General features: G+C 38.1%; 5 protein-coding genes. 1 reads left to right on the forward strand and 4 read right to left on the reverse strand.

What is annotated here, in order from left to right:
• Positions 1-73 precede the first annotated feature (73 nt).
• The 4 genes from C7B89_RS22615 to nadB all read right to left on the reverse strand — a co-directional run bounded on the left by C7B89_RS22615 (position 74) and on the right by nadB (position 4,149).
• On the reverse strand, positions 74-490 hold the full coding sequence (locus C7B89_RS22615; protein WP_054548462.1) for a VOC family protein: 417 nt from the start codon (positions 488-490) through the stop codon (positions 74-76).
• A gap of 165 nt (positions 491-655) precedes the next feature.
• Positions 656-1,759 (reverse strand): quinolinate synthase NadA, encoded by a 1,104-nt coding sequence (gene nadA / locus C7B89_RS22620; RefSeq protein ID WP_115674648.1) that lies wholly within the window; start codon positions 1,757-1,759, stop codon positions 656-658.
• Positions 1,746-2,606: a carboxylating nicotinate-nucleotide diphosphorylase gene (gene nadC, locus C7B89_RS22625; RefSeq protein WP_054548464.1), complete on the reverse strand. Its 861-nt coding sequence runs from the start codon at positions 2,604-2,606 to the stop codon at positions 1,746-1,748. The genes nadA and nadC overlap by 14 nt, the downstream gene beginning before the upstream one ends.
• Positions 2,587-4,149, reverse strand: a complete 1,563-nt coding sequence (gene nadB / locus C7B89_RS22630; protein WP_054548465.1) for an L-aspartate oxidase — start codon at positions 4,147-4,149, stop codon at positions 2,587-2,589. Before nadB ends, nadC begins: the two co-directional genes overlap by 20 nt.
• A 100-nt stretch (positions 4,150-4,249) precedes the next feature.
• Here nadB and C7B89_RS22635 point away from each other — a divergent pair, with 100 nt between their 5' ends.
• A complete protein-coding gene (locus C7B89_RS22635) occupies positions 4,250-5,320 on the forward strand; it encodes a cysteine desulfurase family protein (protein WP_066038274.1) in 1,071 nt (356 codons plus the stop codon).
• The last annotated feature ends 292 nt before the right edge of the window (positions 5,321-5,612 follow it).

Here is a 5,612-nt window from a genome sequence, read left to right on the forward strand (position 1 = left end):
TCCCGTACGGGTCATACTAAAAACAGTAGATGCTATTGCATCTACTGTTTTTTGATATTCATAGATACAAAATTTACTCTTGTTTCAATGCATTTTCATCCATATAAACTACTTCCCAGATGTGCCCATCTACATCTTGAAAACCCCAACCATACATAAATCCGTGATCTTGTGGTTCACTATAAGGTTTACCACCAGAGGCAAGAGCCTTATTCACTAATTGATCTACTTGTTCACGATTTTCAGCAGAAAGACATAAGATTGCTTCTGCAGAAGTAGTAGTATCTGTAACTTCTTTCTTACTAAATCCTTTAAATCGTTCTTCAACCATTATTAATACGAAGATATTTTCACTAATAATCATTGAGGCTGTTGTTTCATCACTGAATTGTTGATTGAACTCAAAACCTAATTCCTTAAAAAAACTGATAGATTTGTTTAGATCTTGTACTGGTAAATTGATAAAGATATTTTTCGATTGAAAAGCCATTTAGTATCACCTCCAAATTGACAGTATCATGGAGCATAAAGTCGTGTCAATTATAGCAAAGCGGGGCGCAAATGGAAGCCATTAGCACTATTAGAAGTAGGCGTTATGTCAACAAAAACAGAAAGGTTATATCTTCAACCTTTCTGTTTAAAAAGTTTTAACTATTTATCCTCTGGCTAGCATTCTTTCAAGTGAACTAAGTGCTTCAGCGGTAGTATGTTCATCTACTTGTATACGGTTATGAGGTTGACCTTGCTCAATACTTTCTAAGCTCCATAACAAATGTGGAAGGTCAATTCGATTCATTGTTAAACAAGGACAAAAGTTTTCGTTTAAGGAGACAATATGTTTATCAGGATGCTGCTTAATAATGCGATTGACAAGGTTCATTTCTGTTCCAATTGCCCATGAAGATCCGCTTGGAGCTCGATTGATTGTATCAATAATGTATTTTGTGGAGCCTGCATCATCAGCCGCTGCAACCACTTCACGGCTGCACTCAGGGTGAACAATTATCCTCATAGTCGGGTGTTCTTTGCGAATAACCTCTGTATGTTGAACAGTAAAACCTTCGTGCACAGAGCAGTGACCCTTCCAAAGAATAACCTGGATATTTTCAAGTGGCTCTTTTGTTTCGAGCAAGTTCTTATGTGGATTCCAAACAGCCATATTTTCAAGAGGTATACCTAAATCATAGGCAGTATTTCTTCCTAAATGTTGGTCAGGTAAAAAGAAGATACGCTGTTTTTGGGTAAAAGCCCATTGAACAAGTTCCTTTGCATTCGATGAAGTGACACAAGCACCACCATGTCTTCCAGTAAAGGCTTTAATAGCCGCAGTTGAGTTAACATAGGTTAGAGGAATAATCGTATCACCAAAGAGTTCTTGAAGAATTGGCCATGCTTGTTCAGTTTGATAAATATCAGCCATATCAGCCATTGAACAACCAGCGCGCATATCTGGTAAATAGACATGTTGCTGTTTCGTTGTCAGCATATCAGCAGTTTCTGCCATAAAATGTACACCGCAAAATACGATGTGTTCAGCTTCCTTATTTGCTGCGGATAATTGAGCTAACTGTAAAGAATCCCCAGTTGAATCTGCAAATTGAATGACTTCATCTTTTTGATAATGGTGGCCAGGAATAAATAATTTAGAACCTAATTTTTTCTTTATTGATAAAATACGAGATTCCATTTCCTTTACAGATAGTGCCCGATAATGCTCTGGGAGTAATGTCGTCTGTTGTAATAAACTAGTGATGGACAAGGGAATGATCTCCTTTCATTTGAACGAGTGCACTAATATCAAAAGCTTTAACTGAATGTGTTAAGGAGCCAAGTGAAATCCATTGAATACCCGTTTGGGCATAAGCCTTTAAATTTTCAAGTGTGATGCCCCCAGATGCTTCAGTCGCAATAGTGGGAGGAACAATGGGAAGCCATGCACGGATTTCTTCTGGGCTACGGTTATCAAACATAATAATATCTGCTCCTGCGTTGATAGCTTCTTCTAATTGTTCTTTTGATTCAATTTCAACTTCAATTTTTACGGTATGACCGACTTTCGCTCTAGCGGTCTGAACTGCCTTTGTAATGCTACCAGCAAAGGCAATATGATTGTCCTTTAGCATAATTGCGTCGTACAGGCCATTACGATGATTAAAAGCACCACCAATTCGAACAGCATATTTATCTAACATACGCAGTCCAGGTAGTGTTTTACGCGTATCACATATTTTTGCGTAAGTACCTACTGTTTCTTGAACGGCAAGATGGGCAGCCGTTGCAATAGCAGACATACGTTGAATAAGATTTAAAATGACACGCTCACCGATTAATAATTTTTGTAAGGGACCTTTAATCACAGCGAGTACATCACCTGACTTCACCATCTCTCCATCTTTTGTATGAAGATTGACTTCGATTGATCGATCGAGTAAGAGAAAGCCATGCTCAATAATGTTAGCCCCACAAAAAATTCCGCTTTCTTTCGCGTAAAAAGAAAAAGCTCCCTGTTGTTCGGCTGAAAAGATAAATTCACTCGATAAATCTCCATCTCCTAAATCCTCATTAAAAAATTGCTTGAGCATTTCCTCAAGTTTGATGATATTCATACAATGAGTTCCTCACTTTCATTTGTCCTTGCGAAAAAATAATCCATCGACTTGCCCATTGTGATTTCATTTCGGATTTATCCTTCCGAATATGAGCTCCTCTTGTTTCCGTTCGAGTAATTGCTGCATGTGCCATTAATGTGGCGACTACATGCATCATAAATAATTCCAACTCAGCTAGTTCTAGACCCTTTAAATTAACTTGAATAAGTGATTGCAAGGAGGGTAGTTGCTTTACAAAATGCTGCAAGTCATCAATATTTCTAACAATACCTAGGAACTGCATCATGTGTTGCTGTAATTGGGGTTTGCTAAATAAAGGTGGCATTTTATCAGGACATTGATGCTTTTCCAGTAAAAAGTTTTTTTGATGACACCCTTTTTGAATAATGAACTGCGCCATTTTTTGACCAAATGTAATACCTTCCAATAGGGAGTTACTTGCTAAACGATTCGCACCATGTACGCCTGTACAGGCAACCTCACCGACTGCATATAAGTTCGGTATAGTAGTTCTTCCTTTGTCATCAGCAATAACACCACCCATCAAGAAATGACTTCCTGGAGCCACGGGGATTAGACCATCTTGTAAATGAACGTGATGAACATGGCACAGCTGAGCAATTGTTGGAAACTTTGCTTCAAAGTCTTGAATGTTAGTGATATCAATAAACGTTTCTTCACCCGCTGCACGTTTTGTAAATAGGGCAAGTGCAGTAATATGTCTTGGTGCTAGGTCAAGTTGAGCATGTAAACCTGTCATAATGGGCTGATGCTGGGCATTAACAAAAATACCACCAGCCCCTCTGACAGCTTCAGAAACTAATCCCTTTGCTTCATTTTTACACCACAGAAGACTCGGGTGAAATTGCATAAATTCCATATCACTAATGGCAGCGCCTGCTCGAAATGCTAATGCGATCCCATCCCCTGTATTAGTTGGAAAATTAGATGTACTTGAATAAAGGGCACCTGCGCCACCTGTCGCTAAAATAACATGATGAGCCAAATAACGTTTTGTACCTTTTTCTCCTTTAGTTAGCACTCCTACACAGTCACCATCTGTATTCCGTAAAAGCTCATAAGCCATTTCATAGCAATTGATCTTTGTTTTGGGCGAAAGTTTATGAAGCAAGTAATCTATGAAAATCTGACCAGTACGATCACCACCTGCATGTAGAATACGATGATGACTATGTGCTCCTTCAAGTCCTAGAGCAGGTTTTCCATCGACCTGCCGATCAACAGGGAGGCCATCCTTTAGATAGTTTTGCATAATCTCAGTGCCATCTTTTATAAGTGTTTTAACATGCCTTTTCTCATGATGATACTCTCCAGCTTTCAATGTATCAGCAATATGATGTTGAATATGATCCTCCTCACTGGTAACAGCAGCAATCCCACCTTGTGCACGATAAGAACTACTCATATATATAGATGATTTTGTAACAATTTGTATTTGAAAATGTTTTTCAAGCACTAAAGCAGCCTGAAGTGCAGCAATCCCACTACCAATTATAAGGACGTCTGTCTTTACATCCATTGTTATACCTTCTTTACAGTTGTCTTGACACTTATCTTTACATAAAATATAAAAGAAAACAAGACCTGATGAACAAGAGAGGAAGAAGACGATGATTTATATGGATTATGCTGCAACATCACCTATGATGAGGGAATCTCTTGAGGCATATGTAGAGGTGGCACAACGGTATTATGGAAATAGTGCGAGTTTGCATGATTTAGGGGGACAAGCTTTTTATTTTGTCCAGCAATCAAGGGAGGTTGTAGCCCAAGCCCTAGGTGTAACTAGTGATGGCGTAATTTTTACGGGTAGTGGAACAGAAGGAAATCTCATAGCCATCTTGTCGTTAGCGCTAGCCTCAAAAAAAGGAAAACACATTATTTCATCTCAAGCTGAGCATACGTCAGTGCATGCGGCTTTGAATACACTTGAGAAAAAGGGCTTTACTGTAACAAAATTACCTTTGCAGAAGGATGGTTGTGTTGATCTGGGGCAATTGCAACAAGCAATCCGGGAAGAGACTGCTTTGATTACCATTCAACATGTCAATTCTGAAATTGGTTCAATCCAGCCTGTAGAGAAAATCGTAAAGATGGCAAGAAAATCAAATATATTCTGTCATGTTGATTGTGTACAATCATTTGGCAAACTAGCTATACCACAAGGGGCAGATGCGATTACCATCTCGGCTCATAAAATAGGCGGACCAAAGGGCTGTGGTGCTATATATCTGAACCCTGCAATCAGAGTACCTGCATTAACACCAGGTTTGACACATGAGAGGGGTCTTAGAGGGGGGACATTAGATACTCCTGCAATCGTGGCCTTTGCCGCGGCAATTGAAAACTATCAATATGAATTGCAACATTATGAAACGCTAAGAAATTATTTTGAAAATAATTTACCTGAAAAATGTCAGCTCGTTGAGTGTAAACAGCAACTACCTAATATTTGTGGGGTAATGATGGAAAAAGTAGAGGGGCAATATGTTCTTTTAAAGTTAAATGAGGCGGGAATCTGTATCTCTACAGGTAGTGCATGTGATATTCATAGTGAATCGGGAACAAAGGCTATTCTATCAATGGGGTTCTCTTTGGAAGCGGCACGCCAATTTTTTAGAATATCTTTTGGACCTTCCACTACACTTGAGGATATTGTAAAATTAAAAATAGAGCTTTCAAATATTTAACGAAAAGACGAGTGAAGGATTATCTATATTCTTCACTTGTAGTGAAATAGATTATAAGCTAATAATATCGGCCAAATAAAATAATTGTTTTCTTTTGAACCAACAATTGCTATAATATTTTGCAGGGCAATATTTTCTCTTACTTAACAAAAATATCTTTAAAAAGTAATAATTTCTTTTTTTTATAAAAAAGTATTGCACAATGTTAGAAAACGTTATACAATAATTCTTGTCTTGAAGGACAGGTAAACAACTTCAAAACAAGATACATAACAAAGTCTAGTGATGATGG

Source organism: Lysinibacillus capsici, from assembly GCF_003367505.1.
In the GTDB taxonomy this organism is placed as follows: Bacteria; Bacillota; Bacilli; order Bacillales_A; family Planococcaceae; genus Lysinibacillus; species Lysinibacillus capsici.